This is a genomic window from Streptomyces sp. NPDC024698 (genome assembly GCF_055559015.1).
Genome location: NZ_JBVHLK010000046.1, coordinates 1 through 17,112 on the forward strand (window position 1 = coordinate 1; position 17,112 = coordinate 17,112).

At 67.5% G+C, this 17,112-nt stretch carries 12 protein-coding genes; 6 read left to right on the top strand and 6 right to left on the bottom strand.

Features of this window, described 5'->3' with window-relative positions; translation table 11 throughout:
- The first annotated feature begins 195 nt into the window (after positions 1-195).
- The 4 genes from tap (at position 196) to ACZ4AA_RS37925 (ending at position 4,721) form a co-directional block, all read left to right on the top strand.
- Positions 196-2,430: a telomere-associated protein Tap gene (gene tap, locus ACZ4AA_RS37910; protein WP_467613156.1), complete on the top strand. Its 2,235-nt coding sequence runs from the start codon at positions 196-198 to the stop codon at positions 2,428-2,430.
- Between the two features lie 15 nt (positions 2,431-2,445).
- Entirely contained in the window at positions 2,446-3,003 is a 558-nt protein-coding gene (tpg, locus tag ACZ4AA_RS37915) for a telomere-protecting terminal protein Tpg (RefSeq protein WP_467613160.1), read from the top strand.
- Between the two features lie 255 nt (positions 3,004-3,258).
- Complete coding sequence (locus ACZ4AA_RS37920; RefSeq protein ID WP_467613164.1) at positions 3,259-4,086, top strand: nucleotidyltransferase-like protein; 828 nt, start codon at positions 3,259-3,261, stop codon at positions 4,084-4,086.
- A complete protein-coding gene (locus ACZ4AA_RS37925) occupies positions 4,083-4,721 on the top strand; it encodes a Cap15 family cyclic dinucleotide receptor domain-containing protein (protein WP_467613167.1) in 639 nt (212 codons plus the stop codon). Before ACZ4AA_RS37920 ends, ACZ4AA_RS37925 begins: the two co-directional genes overlap by 4 nt.
- Before the next feature lie 95 nt (positions 4,722-4,816).
- Here the strand turns inward: ACZ4AA_RS37925 and ACZ4AA_RS37930 are convergent, their stop codons facing one another.
- The 4 genes from ACZ4AA_RS37930 to ACZ4AA_RS37945 form a co-directional block, all read right to left on the bottom strand.
- Entirely contained in the window at positions 4,817-6,157 is a 1,341-nt protein-coding gene (locus tag ACZ4AA_RS37930) for a hypothetical protein (protein WP_467613170.1), read from the bottom strand.
- 192 nt (positions 6,158-6,349) lie between these two features.
- Positions 6,350-6,559: a hypothetical protein gene (locus tag ACZ4AA_RS37935; RefSeq protein ID WP_467613174.1), complete on the bottom strand. Its 210-nt coding sequence runs from the start codon at positions 6,557-6,559 to the stop codon at positions 6,350-6,352.
- A 154-nt stretch (positions 6,560-6,713) separates the two neighbouring features.
- On the bottom strand, positions 6,714-8,312 hold the full coding sequence (locus tag ACZ4AA_RS37940) for a PIN domain-containing protein (protein WP_467613177.1): 1,599 nt from the start codon (positions 8,310-8,312) through the stop codon (positions 6,714-6,716).
- Between the two features lie 144 nt (positions 8,313-8,456).
- Positions 8,457-10,979 (bottom strand): hypothetical protein, encoded by a 2,523-nt coding sequence (locus ACZ4AA_RS37945; RefSeq protein ID WP_467613180.1) that lies wholly within the window; start codon positions 10,977-10,979, stop codon positions 8,457-8,459.
- 751 nt (positions 10,980-11,730) lie between these two features.
- Here ACZ4AA_RS37945 and ACZ4AA_RS37950 point away from each other — a divergent pair.
- Positions 11,731-12,864, top strand: a complete 1,134-nt coding sequence (locus tag ACZ4AA_RS37950) for a hypothetical protein (protein ID WP_467613183.1) — start codon at positions 11,731-11,733, stop codon at positions 12,862-12,864.
- A gap of 125 nt (positions 12,865-12,989) precedes the next feature.
- Here the strand turns inward: ACZ4AA_RS37950 and ACZ4AA_RS37955 are convergent, their stop codons facing one another.
- Positions 12,990-15,638: a helicase associated domain-containing protein gene (locus tag ACZ4AA_RS37955; RefSeq protein WP_467613186.1), complete on the bottom strand. Its 2,649-nt coding sequence runs from the start codon at positions 15,636-15,638 to the stop codon at positions 12,990-12,992.
- Positions 15,635-16,198: a hypothetical protein gene (locus ACZ4AA_RS37960; protein WP_467613189.1), complete on the bottom strand. Its 564-nt coding sequence runs from the start codon at positions 16,196-16,198 to the stop codon at positions 15,635-15,637. Before ACZ4AA_RS37960 ends, ACZ4AA_RS37955 begins: the two co-directional genes overlap by 4 nt.
- Before the next feature lie 126 nt (positions 16,199-16,324).
- Here ACZ4AA_RS37960 and ACZ4AA_RS37965 point away from each other — a divergent pair, with 126 nt between their 5' ends.
- Entirely contained in the window at positions 16,325-16,753 is a 429-nt protein-coding gene (locus tag ACZ4AA_RS37965; protein ID WP_467613192.1) for a hypothetical protein, read from the top strand.
- Positions 16,754-17,112 lie beyond the last annotated feature (359 nt).

Consider the following 17,112-nt stretch of genomic DNA (forward strand, 5'->3'; position numbering starts at 1 on the left):
TGCTGGACCGGCACATGCACCACCTGCCACCAGCCCCTCCCTGCCAGAACACGTTCGACACCAAGAGCGAGACAGACCTAACGGAGTCCTACTAGCTTTACGGCTCCCCTCCGGACGCACGTCGTACGCAACTCGTACGGTGAATGTACGCACCCTGTACGGTCATGAGGATAGGGTGGTGTCTGGAGGTGTGGCATGTCTGAGTTGTTCGATGCGGTGGACGCGCTGGTCGCGTCGCGCTCGCCGTTGCCGCCTGCGGCGGAGCGTAAGCGGCTGCGTACCGCGCACGGCCTGACGCTGGAGGAAGTCTCTGCCGCACTGCATGTGCGCCGGGCGACGGTGTCGGGCTGGGAGTCCCTGACTAAGCCGACCGAGCCGCGCGGTCCGGAGCGTGAGGCGTACGCACGGCTGCTGCGGCAGCTTGCTGAGCTCTACCCCGCCCCGGAAGAGCCGGCCGCCCCGGCGCCCAGCCCTGTCACTCCTGCGCCCGCTTCGGCGCAAGCCCATCCTGTGCCCATCGGTCCGGCGCCCGAGGCTGTGGCCGGGACCGTAACCGAGCGCCCTCAGCCCCCTGTTGCCCCCGTCGCCCCGGCTTCCGAGGTTGCGCCGCGTCCGCCGCGTGCTACCGGGCCGTCGTCGACGCCGCATCGTCCGGGCACCCGGAAGGCGGCCCCGGCCGTGACACCGGCTGAGGGTGGCGACCCGCGGTTCGTGAACGGGCCGCTGGCGGTCGTCGATGTCGAGGACGGGCAGGTGCTGGCGTACTGCGCCGGCGGCCTGATCTTGGAGGTGCCCGCCAAGTCCCTGCCGTCCCTGGTGGAGTGGACGCTGAAGGAGGCGAAGCTCGGTCAGCCGAGGCTGTCCGGCCCCGGGAAGGACGGCGATCCGCTGCTCGTACTCACTGAGGCCGCGCTGGAGCGCTACGGTCTGCCCGTCGCCCTCACGGATGAGGAGCGGCTGGCCGGACGGATCCCGGAGAGCCACAAGGTCGTCAGGCAGTTGGTGCGGGCGGAGTGGAAGCTGACGAAGCGCGGGTTCGGGCCGTGGGCGCGGATCTACCGTCCCGCGCAGGGCTCGGATCGCCAGTGCGTGCAACTGTGCATTCCGTCCTGGCACGCGCTGGGCACCCGGCACTGGGGCGAGGTGGGGCAGCTCGCGTCGGCCGAACTCGCCCGCGTCCTGGGCGTGTTCGCATCCCGGGTGATGACGCCGCGCGGATCGACGGCTGTGACCGGCCTGGAGCTGATGACCGCGCTGCACCCGCCGACCAGGGCCTCCGAGCCGGACGCCGACGGCAGACGCCACTCCGAGCACAACCCCGGCAGCCTGGGCAGGGAGCCGGTCGACCCGACGCCGTGCGAGGCCCCCGACGGCCACCCCCTCCTCAAGGACCTGCCGCGCTTCCACGTCCGGGGCCCGGCGGAGAAGCTGTTCGAGGAGGCGTACGACTGGGCGCGGCCGATGACCGATGCCGAATGCATGCAGCGGCATCTGGTCGGTATCGACGTCAACATGGCCTTCGGCGCCGGCGCCAACGGCCTGACCGTAGGCCTCGGCGCGCCCGCGCACGTCACGGCGCCGGTGTTCGATGCGAAGCTGCCCGGATCGTGGCTGGTGGACCTCTCGCACGTTGACCTGTCCCGGGTGAAGCTCGGCAAGGACACGTGGGCAGACCTGGACGCGAGTCTGCTGCCGAGCCCGTTCACGCCGAAGGGCGAGCGGCCCGAGGGCCCGGCCTGGTACGCGACCCCGACTGTCGCCTACGCGGTCGAGCTCGGCTACGACGTCACGCCGGTCGAGGCCTACGTGCGGTACGACAACGGCCGTTACCTGGACGGCTGGTACAACCGGTTGCGCGATGCCTACCTCGCCACGATGGCCGACCTCGGCGTCCACGCCGACCTCACCCCGGCCGACTTCCTCACCGCGATGGACGGCTACCAGGGCCGGGACCCGGAGATGGCGATCGTCGCCGCGGCCATCAAGGCGACGGTGAAGGGCGGGCTGGGCAAGCTGCGTGAGCGCCCGCGGGGTGAGGGCTGGCGGCCGGGCGAGCCGTGGCGCGCGCTGTCGCGTCCCACCTGGCGGCCGGACATTCGTGCGGCGGTCATCTCCCGCACCCGGATCAACCTGCACCGCAAGATCGTCAAGCATGCGGCGTTCACCGGCCAGTACCCGGTGGCGGTCCTGTCCGACTGCGTTGTTTACGCCGCGAACGGACCGAGCCCGCTGGACTTCCTGCCCTACCGGGACGGCAAGCCGCTGCCGGGCGGTTTCAAGCTCGGCATCAACCCCGGGCTGGTCAAGCACGAGGGCACCCAGTCCGTGCTGTGGGGCGAGGAGGTCCGCGAGCGGTTTAATGCACCGGAGCTCAACCTCGCCCGGTACATCAAGGATGGCACCGTCACCGACGTGGACAACGGCGAGTAGGGGAGTGGGCAGGCGATGAGCATGTTCGGGGACGGCCTGGACGCCGCGGTGCACAAGGCGTTCACCCGCCCGGCACCCAAGACGGCGCCCGCGCAGATGCGCTACCTGGTCAAGCAGCTGGGCGGCACGAAGGCGGTCGCTCGGATGCTGCGGATTTCCCAGCGCACCGTGGAGCGGTACGTGAAGGACCAGATCAAAAAGCCCCGCCCGGACCTCGCCGCACGCCTGGAACGCGAGGTGAAGGCCCGCTGGCAGCCACAGATCCGGGCCAAGGCCCGCAAGAGGGCGGCGAGCACCGGCGGCATCGTCATCGACACCCGCGCCCGCCTCGGCTACACCGCCCCCATCGGATCGACGGACCAGGACCGCATCCGCCACCTGACCGTCGCCCTGCCCCCGCAGTACGCGGCCCGCCTCTTCGACGCCCAAGAGGCCGGCGCCGGCGACCGCGAGCTGAAGGAGATCGCCGCCGAAGCACTCAAAGAGGTGTACTTCCAGGACGGCGGCCGCCGCGCCGGAAGCCTGGAGGAGGTCCGGTTCACGGACGTGGAGCACCTGGAGTTCGAGCTGTAGAAGACCTGTGGGCTGCACCAGTTGATCTGGCCCACAGGCGCACCCACTGTCGTGGAGAAGGCAGCGGGGCGATTGTCGGTGGTGCGGCGTAGCCTGCGCTCGAGCATGGAGACTACGCCGCGGGGTGCGGGTCCGGCTCCGGCCGCGGAGGGGTATGAGATGCGACTGACGCCACAGCAGCGAATCAACAAACTGGATCGGTGGAAGAGCCCCCCGAGCACGGCTGAAGAGGCGAGGCTCGCCCGTGCTCGGCGCATGGTGACCAGCGCGGTCAAACAGCATCCTCCCTTTGCTGCCCTCGGGTTGATCGTCGAGCCGAAGGGCTCCTGGGCGAACAACACCAACGTCAGCAGCGAGAGCGACATGGATATCAAGGTCGAGTTCACCCAACGCATATTCCAGGGTCCCCCTGCGGGGATGACGTACTGGGATTTGGCCCTGCAGAACGCCAACTACACGGGCCCCTGGACCCCGGAGAAGTTTCGAAGCGAGCTGGGGATCGCGCTCAGGCGCGCCTCGAACGCCGTCGACGCCAGTCACAACGTGGCTTTCTACGTTCCGAGCGTTCCGGGCAGCCGCCCGGACACCGATGTGGTGCCGTGCTTCACCTACCTCCACAGACCCGCCTTCGGCGACTCTAGGCGCGGCACAGTCGTGTTCACCAAAGACGGCAAGCACATTGTCAACTGGTCTCAGCAGCAGCTGGACAACGGCCGGGCGAAGAATAACCGGACCGGCAATCGCTACAAGTTCGCGGTCCGCGCCCTGAAGTCGGTGGAGAACGACCTGGCAGCAATGGGCAAGATCAAGTGTCTTCCGTCGTACTTCATGGAGTGCCTGATCTACAACGTCCCCGACACGGCCCTGAAGAACTCGTTCTCCCTTGACCTTGCCTTCCGCGCGGCCCTTGACCACCTCAGGGGACAGTTCAACTTCTGGTCCTTGACCGCCGACCCGGACGCCATGGTCGAACCGAACGGCATCAAGAAGCTCTTCGGCCCAGGCCAGAAGTGGACCCAGAGCGACGCCCGACAATTGGTCACCGCGGCCTGGGACTACCTGGGCTACGGAGTCCCGCGATGAGCTCACCCGTCCAGTCCATCCGCTGGGGCGCCGCCGTCGCCTCCACCCTGTACGGAGCGCTCCTCTACATCCTCGGGGTGCACCCCGAGCAGGAGCTGAAGTACGCCTTCGCATACGTCCCCACCCTGCTCGGCTACCTGGTCCTGGTTTTCGACAAGTGGGCGTGGCGATGGCGCGGTATACACCGCCTCAACGGACACCCACGCCTGGACGGCACCTGGCGGGTGACACTGCGCCCGAGCCCGGAGAGTCACATCCCTACGGGCGGAAACCGCGGCCCCATTCGTGCCTACCTGACCGTCGAGCAGTCCTACTGGACTCTCCACGCCACACTACGGACCGGGGAAAGCGCCTCGCGGTCCACCAACGCGACCATCGAAAAGCGCGACGGCTCAGGCATAACCGAGCTGCGGTTCCTCTACGAGAACATTCCACAGGTGGCTCACCAGCACCGCAGCCCAGTGCACACCGGCGCTTGCCGGATTAGCCTAGCCGGCCGGACACCCCGCTCCATCGCCGGGCGCTACTACACCGATCGTTTCACCGCCGGCGACATGGAACTCGACCTGATCAGCCGTAGTACCGAGCACAGCACCTTCACCGAGGCCGCAGCCTCGGACACCGCCACTCACTGACTGCCGCACCGCACCACCGACAGTGGAGTCTGACGCTAGCTGGCAGCCCCAGCGGCCATCACCCGACGCCGGTCCACCGCCTGCCAGAGATTCACTCACGCCTCATGCTTCCTGCGGCACGAGAAGTGCTCGGGCAGCCCTTCGGGTCCTGGAAGGCTTGCGGGCTGACCACAGCCGAAGCGGCAGAGCGGGATCGCTTGGCCCGACGCGTCCACCGGAACCCTTGCGATCTCGGCTTCTCGGGGGCGGGACTCAAGGACGATGGCGCGGCTGCCACGTCTTTGCTTCGGCTCAGCTCGCAGCTCCGAAGCCGGACGGTCCTCGGTGCATCTGTCGTGCCGGTTCCCCTGCCGTACGGCTGATTGGCGCTCCTTGTCGTCCAGGGCTGGCCCGTTCGCGTCAAGGTACTGCTGCCACTGTTGTGCGGGGAGCCAGCCGTGGTGGCCGCCTCGTTGGAACGGGATCCGTTCACCGGCCGCGGCTTCCACGATGAACCGGGTGAGGGTCAGGCCGCCTGCCCCAGTGAAGGTGCTCGACTGATGGGTGGGCATGAGGACGCGGTGCCAGCCCCCGCAGTACCCGGTGTCGGTGGGGTTCTCCGGATCGTAGGGCTTCTCCGGGCACCGGGTGAGTGCGCCGTTTTGGCTGCACTGGCCCTCCTCCAAGACGAAGTTGCCGTCCTGGACCGCGATGGGGTTCTTCTGCACGCGGATGACGGAGGCCGGCAGGTTGGGCGTGCGGACGTAAGGGACGGTGCCGATGCCTGCATGGTCGGGGTCGGCGAAGTCCCAGACCGACTGGATACCGCCGCGGCGCCGGAACCCTTCCCGTGCACGCATTCCGCGGGCTGTCTGAGCACTCAATTGGGGTTCGTAGCCCAGGACGATGCCGTTGGCGCCGTTGATGCGTACATCGAGGCGAGCGTGTCCGTCGGGGGTTTGCGACTCGATGTCGGCGTGGAAGCCGTGATCTTCGGAGTCCTTCGCGACGCGTTCCTTGCGGGCGAGGTGTTCGTCGGACTCGTGGCTGATGGGCTTCTCCCCGGGTTTCCGGTAGTGGGAGGCAAGCCATACGCCGTCACGCCGGATGAGGTACATGGGGATGCGTCGGCCGCGGAGGTCTCGGCAGTCGGGGCAGATGAGCCCGCGCTTTTCGACGGGGACGCGTCCGCGCATGCGCAGGAGCACGTTCAGGAGGTCTTGGCCTTGCGGGACGCCGAGGTCGGGGCGGTCCAGGTCGAGGTTGCGGCCAGCCGGTTCGTAGTAGACGGGGTTGCGGAAGAGGTCTTCGTCGCTGTCGATCTGAAGGTCGTCGTCCATTGGCACTCCCCGCAGCCGTCGCGAGTAGGACTCACAACGGTACGGGGATGGTCTGACAATTGGGGCTGAACTGCAGAAACAGGCCGCATTGAGAAACGCAGGGGAGCGGTTCTGCAACAGGTCAGGTTTGCCCAGCTCGCAGTGATTTCCCTGGATCTTCTTTGGTTGTAGCTCCTGTGCGGTGAACAGAGAGACTGGTCATGGCAGACAGGAGCGGCTCTGCTATGACTTCCACCGCGAGCTCCTCCACCACCACGCCGTACTGCACCCCTTGTGATCGATTCGAGCAGCAGGCGAAGGAACCGCCAATCACTTTCCGGCCCCGGGATAACTCGCGTCCGTGCTGCTCAGCGGCTTGGCGCGGATGGTGTCGGCGGGCTGCTGGATGAAGGCCTGAGCCCCCTCCAAGATGCCTCCACCGCGGCGGTCGGAGCCCACGCCACGATGAACTCCTATGTGCACCACGATGATGCCGAGAAGCCACACCCGCTGCGCAAGGACGACCAGCCGGTGCATCATCTGCAGCAGCCGGTCCTACGCCACGGGCCAGAAGCTGGCCGATGAACGCGTACGGCCGAGCAGTGAGGAAGATGGACGTGGGGCTCCCGTTCCGTGTTACCCCCGAGCCGGGGCGGGAGCCCGCCCAGCCGGGTCCGGTGCGGTGACCGCCCGATCACTCGCTTGTGCTGTCACCGTCTTCTTGCGCTTCCTCTGCCTCGGGCTCGGGAGCCTCTTGGACATCCAAGACCTGTGCCTGCTCATCGCCTTCCTCTACCACTTGCTCACGAACGCTTGGTCGGTACGCGACGCCGGGCATATCGATCTTGGGGAGTGAGGTGGCGATGTCGAGTTTGGGCAGCGAGGCCGCGATCTGCTGGACGTGACGTAGTGCGGGACTATTGATCGCGGCCTGCAGAGCGGCACGGTTGGCTTCCATCTGCCGGGCGAGCTGCTGCGCAGGTCCGTTGAATAGCTTTGCCTGGTCGGCAGCCATCTTCCGGGCGAGCTGATGGGCGGGACTGTTGATCAGTTTTGCCTGCTCGGCAGCCATCTGGCGGGCAAGACGCTGCACGGGGCCATTGATGAGTGCTGCCTGTTGGGCGGCGGCTTGCTGGGCGAGGCGAGTGGTGGCCAGGTCAAGCTTTGCCAGAGAGGGCGCAATCTGGTCGGCGACTGCGCGCTCGACTGGAGTCGGAGTTGTAAGGAGGCTCCGTTTGGCGGCTGCGGCGACGTCGGCAACGCGCCGCTTGAGGCTCCTGAGGATCTCCATGCATGATTCGTCGCCGTCGTCGGGCGATGCCGGTTCGTCTGATGCGAGCAGGGTTGGGGTTTCGTCGTCGCGTGTGGAGAACAGAACCTTGATTTCCCAGAGGGAGGCGATGTTCCCGGCCAGAGTCTCTGTCTCGTCGACCGCGAGGCCGTACAGCAGCCATCGGGCTTTGGCCGTGTACCAGACGTCGCTTTCGATCTCATGGCCCGTGACTTCGGTGACGCTGAGCAGTTCAACCTCGGGATCTTCGCACCACGCGTACCATTTCTCGGGCGCACCGTCGTCGCTCAGCCCAGCGAACCCGGAGAGCGTGCTGAGGTTCCTCGCCGCCTGGGCTACTCCCGCTCGAACCGACAATGACCTCAGCAACTCGGTTGCAGCGGCTTCTGCCTCCTTCCCGGACACTTCCTTGGTGAACTGGGAGACCACGTCGTTGAAGTCCTTGAGGTAGGTGAGCTGGCTCTCAAGACCGCGGACGTCTTCGCTCATCGGGAACGGGTAGGTGGTTCCGTCGCCGAAGTCGCTGGTGTTGTTGGTGACGAAGTGGACGTGCTCGTCCGGGTTCTGCCTGAGGAATTCCAGGATGGAGAACCAGATCGCCGCATCGCGGCCCCCCACGGAGTGGTCGTCAGCTCGCTTCGCCGGCGGAAGGGCCATTGCCTCCCGCTGGAACCCCCTGCGGATGGCGTCGTTACTGGTCTCGATCACCTCGAAGATCTCGCCATAGACCCCTCGCCAGCGCTCCAGAAACCGTTCCAGATCCAACGGCTCCAGTGAGCTTTCCAGATCCCAGGGAAGGAAGTCGCGTAGCTTGGACAGCGTGTTCACGACTGCCTGGTGCTTCACGGGATAGAGCTGTGCTTGGTGGGCGGCCATTTCCTCCAGGACCATCCACGGCACAGCGACCCTGTGGTGCCCCGACTGACGCAGCTTCCGGATGATGTCCGCACGCGGTCCTTCGGGCGGCAGAAGGTTCACGGCATTCGTATCAAAGATGATCACTAGGCCTCCCCGCCTCATTGAGGAGGCAGTATCTCAACCGGCAACGACTCCGGCCCTCGGCGACGCGATGTAGCCGAGGGCCGGACCAGAGTGCTTGCGAGGGAGGTGCCCCGCACGCAAACGCACCCGTTTTCTATTGCGCCGTCAGATCTGCAGGATAAGCGCTTCCACCTGTGCGAGCGTCGTCACGCTGGCATGGGCCGCGGCCCGAGCTTTCGTCAGCTTCTCCATCCACTCGATCCGCACTTCGGCCGGCAGCGACTCTGCGGCGAGCTGGGCTCGCAGGCGGCGTGCGTCCTCGAAGTCCGTCATCAGTGTGTGGGCGGAATCCACTGCTCGCTGGTAGCCCGCTTCGACGAGCTCGACACGTGCGGGCAGTTCCCGCCGCAGGGTGGCCAGCTGATCGCGGGGATCGGCCGGTGCTTCTCCGTGCGACGTGGTGCTGGCGTCGGGACTCGCGTTGTTCCCGGCGGCCGCGAGGGTGCCGGTGCTTCCTCCGGGCTGGGCCGGGCGGATGAGGTCCACGGGGAACGTCTCGTCGAACCACGCCTTGTCGGCGACGTACTGCGTGGGCCGGCCCTCGGTGTCTGGAGCGATCACCATCCCCGCCGTGATCGCCGTCCGCTCCCCCTCGCCCCAGTGCTGCTCGCCGTAGCAGATCAGGGGCGTGCCGTCCTCCGCCTCGGGCGGCTGCGTGGCGTCCGGGTGCTCCAGCACGGCCCTAGCGAACGCGAGGAGAAGGGCCCGGCTGATGCCCGGATAGCTGTCCTCCGTGTACGCCAGCGTGAGAGCGGCGACGGCGCTCTTGGGGCTGCGGCGCACGCCTTTGCGTCCGTCGCCTGCCTCACTGCCCTGGCCGGGCGTGATGAACGGCTGCGGAGCGTGGATCAGCGCCGGCACCATCCTGTCGACCAGGGCGGCCCAGGCGTTCACGTCACCGGCGTCTGCCCCGAGGAACAGCTCCTTGAGCGACCTCGGTTCCTGCCCGGCGCCGTCCGTGGTCTGCGAAGTGCTGAAAAGACCGAGCGCGGAGAGGATGTTGCCTCGGTGCAGGAACAGCTGAGCCACGGCGGCGGACCACAGCCGCGTCCGTGCGTCCGTGGTCTTGGCCCGGGTCTGACTCCACGCAGGCTGCTGCAACGTGCCCCTCACGATCGGCCAGAACCGTCCCGTATCGCGGACGGTACGCGCGCCCGTCCTCTGCGGGTCCTCGGGAGGAATGCCGGGAAACACCAGCGCGGTGATGGCCCGCACCGCGATGTCGCGCAGCACCACGGGGCAGACGTCGTCACCGGCGGGCACGAGCGGCTCGAGCGGGTCGAGCGGCCCGTTGGCGGTCAGCGCGTCGCGCACGCCAGCCAGATCAACAAGGTCCGCACCGCGGGCGTTGGGGAACGCTTCGGTGAGCGCGGCGGTGAGCGCGGATTTCCTGGCGTAGGAGTCGACGAGCGTCGCGAACAAAGCGATCAGGCGCGCGTCCTCGTCGTAGGGCTGGATGCCACGTAGGTGATCGTTGACGTTCAGCGTCCGCAGGACGTGTTCCAGTGCCTCTGGCTTGGTGCAGCCGATCACGACCTCCGCCGACACCGTCGCGATCCTCGCGGCCCGGATCGACGGGTCGGCCGGCATCGTCTCCGGCTTAGCACCGGCCTCGTTGAGCCGGGCGGAGAGCCGGTTCAGAACCTCTCGCAGGTTCAGCAGCAGCAGCCCGGGGTCGGCCTTGTCCTTCGGCAGGGGTACTAGGGACTGGGGCATCCCCGCCACCAGGTGCTCCGCACGCACGCCGAAGACGTTCAGACGGGCCAGCGCACGGTTGTTGCCGGTCACGGCGGCCAGCCGCCACAGCTTCGACACCGTGCCGTCGGACTGGATGATCTGCCACTGTTGAAGGACGTTCATGCCCTTGGAGAGCTGACCCGCGTCCACGAGAGACTCGGCCAGGTCGTACCCGCGGGTGCTCCCGGCACGCTCCAGCCGCTCGGCGGCGTACCGCTGCATGTGGACGGCCACCTCGTAGGGCTGCTCAGCGAGGACCAGCGCCGCCTTCGCCTCCCCGTCCTCCTCCGCGGCACGGACCACCGGCCGCGGTCGCCGGTCGCCGAGGGCAGTAAGCAGGGCCCGTCGCTCGCCGTCGAGCTCCCTCACGAGAAGGACGGCGTCCTTGTGCTTCTGTGTGGCCGCCAACAGCGCCGCGGCGGCGTGCGCGTCGTCCCCGGGCGCACGGCGGCAAGCCTCGCGCTCCTTCTCGGCGGACTTCGCGGTTTTCTCGGCGTCCTGCAGCGTCATCTCGGCGGCGACGAGGTCCTTGACGCGCTGCCTGGCCTCCGGTCCGGGCGGGGACCAAGAACTGACGGTGCGGTCGTTGAGGTCCCACGGGGCTACTGCGGCACCGTGGATGTCGCACATCAACAGGAGCACCTTTTCGGCGCCAGCCTGCACGGGCCGGTAGGCGCCGGGCTTGAGGACCTTCCTGCCGCCCTTGGTGGTGATCAGGTTCCTGATCTCGGTGTCCGGGAGAGCGGCGGCCAGACCCTCGATGATCGCCGACCGGGGAGGCGGTACTACTTTCTCGTCCGCGCAGGTGTTGTCAACGGCGTCCGCGAGACGCTCGCCATAGGCAGGGGTACCGATGCGCGGGTAGATGTCATCCGGCCGTTTCGGGACCATGGTGTCGTCCTTCCACCCGGGCGTACCGGGCGAACACACACGCTCCCGTCTCTCGGGAGCGTGTCACGCGCCCGAGCGCCGAAGCCTCGTGCCGACAGGGAAACGGGCCGACACCGGAGGTGTCGGCGGTCCCTGCCCCGTACGGTCCACCTGCCGACGCCCGAAGGACGATCAGCCCCAACAGCACCTGGACGGTGTCTGGGCGTCTCGCAGCTTGCTCCTGCTCCGCCGACGGCGGCATGAGGCGGACGCCAGTGGTAGGCCACCGACGTGCACCACGGAATCTGTCACCCGGACCGGTGCCGCGGCGAACGGAAGCAGCTGGATTCGCCAGATCAGGTGATTTGAGGCCCAACTCGATGACGCACAAGCTGAGTTGGCGTATAGCGCTCCGAGGCTGTGGCAACTGGTTGTCAGGCTGGGCTATCCGGTCCCGGCCCGGGCGCGGGCGGCTGGCTCTACGGTGCACCGGCGAGCAACCGGCCGTACGGAAGGAGCCGGGTGGGACGCGTGGCGCGGCCGCAGTGGGGGATCGGGGCACGCTCAGCCGGTTGCGCGCGGCTGGGACCGCCGCGCCGCACCTGCTGTCGGCCCGGCGGCCGGGCCGGGAAGCAAGTCGCTGGCACTTCCGATGCTGTCCTCCGGGCGCTGAGTCCCACCAAGGGGTGAGGCGGGAAACTCCCGCCGGACGGGAGGTACTCCCGTCTGTGCCTGCCACTGCAGCGCAGAGATCGTGGAAGCATCCTGCTCGATGTCAGAGGCATGCGAGATCATCATTTTGGCGTTCGGGCTCTGCCGGACGACGAAGGGTGAGGGGGAAAGGGTGTCGCAGGAACTCTTCTTCGAAACCGTCCAAGGTGAGAACTACTCGTACACGAGGCTGAATCGCGCGGCCATCAACGAGCTTCGGAGCGCCCCGTCTGCAGGCGGTGACGAAGAGGCTGCGCACGCTCTCATCGATCTACTGATCGACGACCTGCCCCAGGATCCTCAGCACGAGGGGCTGATGGACAACTCGGAGACAGGGGCAGTCATACGGTGTCTCAAGGCCATTCTGCGCCGCCTCGGTATCGAGTTCGAGGTCCCCTTCCATGACAAGCAGGGCTACTACTCATTCCGGATGGAGCACAAGAGCGACCTCAGTACTGATCTGACCAGGGTCTTTGCCCCAGGGCGCGCAGCGCTGGATCGACGCGAGCAGACCACCTTTACCGGAGGGCTGCGGGGGCTGCGGGGCGAGCTGCGCAACCTCATTTTTGCCTCTGCGCAGAAGCCAGAGATCATTTGGAGGGACGTCGCGGGTGGGGTCATCGAGATCACGAGGAACAAGGAACACTGCCTGCTTTATGACCGCCCAGTGGGTGCCGCAGGCCTTACCTGGAGCGAACTCAGCAAGTGGTGGCGCCTCCAGGACGGCATGTACGGGCTGTCTGAGCCGCTCAGGCTGCAGGCGCTCCTGAAGCGGCTGAGGAGGTCACTCAACTTCCCGGAGCAGTTGCTGCTGGACTCCTACTGGGACTACGCGATGCAGCGAGGTTTCGGAGACTTCCCTGCTCTGTTGCCGCAGGTGTATCTCCACTATGACCCCTTGGCGCAACATCAGCGGGACCAGCGGGTGGAAGGCAAGGTGCTGACGCGGCAGCGGATGGACTTCCTGATGCTTGCTTCTGGCGGTCGCCGATACGTTCTCGAACTGGATGGGAAGGAGCACTACTCGCGCGATGGGAAACTTGCCCCCGGCCTCTACGCCGACATGGTCCGGGAAGATCGGCGGATCCGTCTTCAGGGGTACGAGGTGTACCGGTTCGGCGGCGCCGAATTCGTGGACTCGCAGGCTGCGAAGCTCATGCTGAGCGGGTTCTTCGGCCAGTTGCTCAGTCCGTAGCTTCGTCCCGGCGAAGAAGCTGCACGCGCTTCCCCCAGAATCGGAACGGGTACGGCTCGACAGCCCAGTACATCGCGGCCCCAGGGTCTCGCGCGGGTATGCGGCTCAGTGGCCGTACGACGGCGTCATGCCCATTCCATGCCGAGCTTCCGCAGCGCAGCCAGCTGTTCGGCGCTGAGCTTGTCCCGCCGTGCCTTGGTGTTGGAGACCCATACGCCTAGCTTGACGGTCACCGGTTCAGTTTCGCCGTCGACCGTGATCTGCTCGCTGTGGCCGCGCGGTACCGGTCGATGGGTCCCTTCCCGTTCGACCCACTGGGCGAGGGCTGTCAGGCCCCGCTGGAACGCCCGCCGCGCCTTGCCTGGGCCCTTCGTCGCACCCTCGGCGGCCGGGGCGGGAGACGGCGTCTCAGCGGGCGTGACGCCCAGCTGGGCCAGCCGTTCCTGCTGCTCGGGCAGGAGCTGCTTCCAGGTGGCCGGCTGCTTCTGCCGCTGGAGCCATTTGCCGAGGTCGTCGCCTTCGAAGAGGACGCCGGGTGCGATGTCGGGCAGGTGGCCGTCGGCGTCGACGAGGTCGACGAGGATGCGGTGATGGCGTTGCCAGTCGAGCGGCCAGGGGCAGTTCCAGTCCGGGTCGACCGCGGTCAGCTGCTGCGCGCGCTTCGCTGCCCGTTCCGTGTCCTTGCTCAGGCCGCCTTTGCGGCGGAGGTTGGCGAGGAACTGTCCGATAGCCAGCTGCTCGTCGTCGCCCTCGCCTTCGCCCCAGACCGTGTCTTGTCGGGGTGCGAGGTGTCCGGTGGTCCGCCGGTAGGAGCGGAGTGCGGCGAGCTTGTTCTCCCAGGCTTCCTCGCCCGGTTCCCAGAGCATCCCGGCCTCGGGCGTGTCCAGGAGGGCCTTGCGCCGGTCCTCCAGCTCCCCGGTGCGCAGGGCTTTGCGCTGTTGGTGCACCCACCGCCCGAGGGGGAAGTCCTTGGTGACGCCGACCTCGACCTCGACGTCGTAGGGGACGGCGTAGACGCCAGTGATCTCGTTCTCCGCCCGCCAGCGCAGCAGGGACTGGTAGCCCTCCAGCCACACCAGGGATTCGGGTCGGTAGACCCGGGTACGCAGGAACGCCGCGATGGTCGCCGCGTCCCGGGGAGCAGAGAAGTGGAGCAGCGCCGACTCGGCAGCGGCGTCGGTGTCGTCCTGCTCCTGGTCCTCGCCCTCGCCGCCGGCCCCGATGATTCGCCCGTCCTCGTCACGCTGCACGTGGACTCTGCGCTTGCCCCTGGTGAGGGCGCGGGATGCCAACTGCTCGACCAGGCGCTCATCGTGCGAGCGCAGCCCCTGGAGCACGGCCACGAGCGGCTTGAAGCTGGCGGAGGCGACCATGTCGGTCGGGTCTTCGCCGGGCTCGAGGAACACCGGCACGATGATCCTGGCGACCTTGGTGGAGCCGTCCTTGTTGAGCCGGAGCGCCCGGCCGATGTTCTGCACGATCTCCACCTGGGAGCCGCGGGTGTCGGCGAAGCACACGGCCTCGACTCCCCGCTCGCCGGTGATGTCCACGCCCTCCCCGAGGACCCGAACCGAGGCGAGGAAGGCGCGGTGCACCCGGCGCCCGGCCGCGTTGATGCCGCCTGCGAACTGCCGCAGGACCTCACGCCGCTCGCTGACGAGGTGGTCGCCGCACAGCCATGCCGACCACACCCGGTCCGGCGGGACGTGGCGGCCGGCCTCGAGTTCGTAGAAGGCCGCGTCGATGGAGGACGCGGGGAGCTTGTCGGCGGCGGCCAGGTCGTCGTCGTTGGCGTACAGTTCGGCAGCGGTCTCGGGCAGCTTGTCCGCGAACGCGGCGGCTTCCTCGACCTTCTGGTGGAAGGTCATGACCGTACGGAGGTTGTACGCCGCGGCGTGCTCCAAAATTGCGGTCTGCAGCAGAGCCAAGCGCCGGCCGCGCTGCGCCTCCTCCGATTCCCCGAGGAGGGGGGAGGGGTCGCGGATCTCGAGGACGTCGATCTCGAATCCGGCGAGGATCTCGCGCTCGATCGCCTCCGAAAGTCCGAGCTCCGCGAGCCACGGCCCGTAGGTCTCGGAGTCCAAGGCCATCGAAGCGATCTCCAACTCCCGCCCGGCCGTGCCCTTCTGCGGCCGCGGGGAAGCCAGGATGCGGGGGGTGGCGGTGAGGTAGAGGCGGAAGTCGGCGGGGATGCGGGTGTTGTCGTGGATGGCTGCCCATGGCCGGCCGAGATCACCGGCGGTGCCGTGCGCCTCGTCCACGATCGCGAGGTCGAAGCCGTCCATGTGCTGGCCGTACAGCCGCTCCCCGCCTGCCAGAGCAGCCTCCAGCGGCCCACGAACTTTCTGGCCCGCAGGTGCGTCGATGTCCTCGCGGTCTACCAGGGAGGCGTACGTGGCGAACACGACGACCGGCCCGGCCCCGGCCCACAGGGCGAGCTGGATCGGGTTGGTGGTGGTGCGCACGCCCAGCGAGTTGAGGACCGCGTCGTTCTCCAGCGAGCACACAGCGACCATCGCGGCCCGGTGACCGACCAGCCGCCAGGCCTGGACGGTCTGCACGAGCAGGTCCAGGGTCGGCACGGTCACGAGGATCCGTCCGCTGCGAAAGCACTCCAGCGCGCACGCGGCAGCAGTGATCGTCTTGCCCGATCCGGTCGCGGACACGATCGTGCCCCGCGCGCCTCCAGGGGGCACAGGTGATCTTGCAGGAAATCCGACCCATTTGCGGAAACTCGACTTCTGAGCCACCTGATGTTCTCGGAGCTGGATCAAAAGAGTTCTCCGGGTTCGGGAAGGGCTTGTTCGACTGAGGTGATCCGGTATCCGCCACGCTGGTAGAGGCCACCGTCTCGTCCGTGGACCGCCCAGGCTTTCTCGGCCGCGCCGTCAGGCGATGCCTCCATCAGATGGAGAGTGAGGACCGGTACGTGCGCAGCCGAGCCGGCAGCGGGCCGGGCATCGATCCGGTAGACCCGGTGCCATGTGATCTCCACAGCGCCGGCCCCCGACTGCTCGGCCTCCGCCACATCGTTCGCCAACCGCTGCAGCCGCCGCTGCTCGTAACGGCCGCCACGCGCATCGCGAGCGAGCGCATACACGGCCATCCCCTCCCTGTTCATCAGACTCGCGATGCGCTCCCACTGATGACATCGCAGCTCCGCGATGAGCAGCTCACTCAGATTGTGAGGCTCGCAAGGGGCCAGCCGCGCGCTCCCGAGACGCTCCTGAGCCAGACGGACCTGCGAGGCCACCGCGCTGGGATCGAGGCCAGCGGCTTTCGAGACCACCCCCAGCCGCACGAGTTCATGGGGAAGATACTTGTAGATCAACACGCCTATCCTCCTCCTTCCGCAGCGCGGTCCTGACGCCCGCAGGGATCCCTTATTTCTGCCAACTCTACATGCTGCATCAAATCGAGAAGCCTCCGGAGCCCCCCGGAAGAAAGCTATGATTCGATCATGACCGATGAGTGGTACGTCCTCATTGAAGAGGACACCAGAGAGACCGAACACGCCGACGACGTGGAACTGAAACTGCACCGATGGATGCTGGTAGGCACTCATCACATCAATGGCGACCAGGAGCAAGCCACTGCCGTAGCCAAGGATGCAGCCCTGCACTACCTGCCGGGAGTCCTCGCCCGGCACGCCAAGCCCGGAGACGAGCCGGCCCGGCATGCCTTCCTCACTCCGGACGGGGCCTGGGTGGTGCTCCTCAAGCAGAGGAGCCGTGAGTGCCATATACGGGTGACAGTAGCCCGGCTGATGCACTCACAGGAGGAGAAGCAAGCCCCACCGAAAACGCTGAAAGAGATGCTCCGCAGCGCCGTGCAGGCCCCGGCACCCTCCCCGAAACCGTGGACGCCCGCCGGGAAGCCCTCACAGTGAAGGAGCGGAACACCCCCACCATCGGGGCCCCAGAAGCTGACGGCCAATCACCCCAGATCACCTCTTGCCGCCAGCTCGAGCCGCGCGGAGCGCGGCTCACCGCCTCACGCGCAGCGTGAGGCCCGCGGTCCAGAGCGCAGCGGAGGACCGCACAGCCCGGACGCAGTCCGGGTCAGGCTGCACAGCAGCCTCATCCCCGAAGCGCAGCGCAGGGGATGCCAACCCGATTGCGCAGCAATCGGGTTGAGCGGTGAGCGCAGCGAACCGCCAGCGCTCCCGCGGAGCGGGAGCGCAACCCCCGCGCGCAGCGCGGGGGTTCGCTTGCACATCGCGCAGCGATGTGGTACCCGCTCCGCGGG